The sequence below is a fragment of the Neisseria sp. N95_16 genome, from assembly GCF_002551535.2.
Taxonomy (GTDB): Bacteria; Pseudomonadota; Gammaproteobacteria; order Burkholderiales; family Neisseriaceae; genus Neisseria; species Neisseria brasiliensis.
This window is the reverse complement of the sequence record NZ_PDBT02000146.1, coordinates 1-1,373: the sequence shown is the minus strand read 5'-3', so window position 1 is coordinate 1,373 and position 1,373 is coordinate 1. Positions and strand designations below refer to the sequence as shown.

Sequence of the window (1,373 nt, the reverse complement as noted above, 5' to 3'; positions counted from 1 at the left end):
GCTGGGACGTTTAAGGTAGGATTAAAGGCCGTCTGAAACAGATTTAACGCTGTTTCAGACGGCCTTTTTGCGTGGTTTTTTTGGGAAAATGCTTGACTTTTCGTAACAACGAAAATATAATACAACCATTCAGAAACACCAAGCCCCGAAAGGCGGCAACCAATCGGGGCAGGTTAAGTCTGAATGGAAAGGAGCAGTAAAATGAAGCAGCTTATGATAGCTATCGTTATCTTGGTTTTGAAAATTCTTGGCTGGATTTAAAAACTAAGTAACTTTGGAAAGGGTGGCAGAACACCGCGCCCTTTTCGCTTCAGACCTACTGCTATTTTAACTCAATCCGATGAAAAATCAAGGAGTATGCCTATGAGTGAAGAAAAAATAGCCGAATCAAAAAAAAGATACGAAAAAGAGAAGCGCGCCCATCGTGGAGTTTCCTTCAACCGAGATACGGAGAAAGATTTACTGGACTTTGTAGATAAAGTTAATTTTTCTCAATGGGTTAAGGAAAAAATACGAGAAGCATTAAAAAAATAGCTTGCTTATTTCGTTGTTACGAATTAGTATTACAACACTGCTTAGGCAGTAATGAAAAACCGAACCAAGCGGGAACTTGGTTCGGTTTAAGTGGAAAGCAGAGCAGCAACTCTCTTTCCGCGTCTTTATAAATTCACATAAAGAAAGGACATTCTATCATGAATTCCCCACTTATCCCAACCGTTTCAGGCTGCTTGGACGGCCAAACCCAATCTTTAGTCAATGCGCGTGATTTGCATGAATTTTTAGGCGTTGAAACCCGTTTTGATAAATGGATTCAGCGTCGAATTGAGGAATACGGATTTACGCAAGTCATTGATTTTATCGAAAGTCCAAAAATGGCCAATCGTGGTTTTTGGCAAACAGAAACCAAAGATTATTTAATTTCCCTCGACATGGCCAAAGAGCTCTGCATGGTCGAGCGCAACGACAAAGGCCGCCAAGCCCGACGCTACTTTATCGAAATGGAGAAACAGGCCAAGGCAATCCCCGATGCCGTGTTGTGGCGGATTGACGCGTTGGAAGACGCCTACTTCCAAGCCGCGCCCGAAATGCTCAGCCTGCTGCGCTACCGCAATATGGGCTTGAACCTGACTGAAATCGGCAAGCTGCTGGATTTAAACCCCGGCGCGGTGTCCTACCGCCTGAAAAAGCTGAATGATTTGGGCTTTGTGCAGTATCAGCCCAATCCGCAAATCGGCCGCAGCGCGCAACAGTCTTTGGGCTTGGAGGGTTAAGCCATGAATTATATGATGAGTGAAGATGGCTACGAAACGCTTTGCCGCGCCTATACCGCTTTAGATACACTGCATATGCTGATGTATGAAACCGAAAGCAGC

Annotated in this window: 2 protein-coding genes; both read left to right on the top strand. The window is 44.4% G+C overall.

Annotation, left to right across the window (positions count from 1 at the left end; genetic code table 11):
- Positions 1–363 precede the first annotated feature (363 nt).
- Positions 364–534 carry a hypothetical protein gene (locus CRG49_RS13435; RefSeq protein ID WP_095501596.1) on the top strand — a complete coding sequence of 57 codons (171 nt, stop codon included), beginning with the start codon at positions 364–366 and terminating at the stop codon, positions 532–534.
- A gap of 158 nt (positions 535–692) precedes the next feature.
- Positions 693–1,271 (top strand): antA/AntB antirepressor family protein, encoded by a 579-nt coding sequence (locus CRG49_RS12900; protein WP_095501595.1) that lies wholly within the window; start codon positions 693–695, stop codon positions 1,269–1,271.
- Positions 1,272–1,373: the final 102 nt, after the last annotated feature.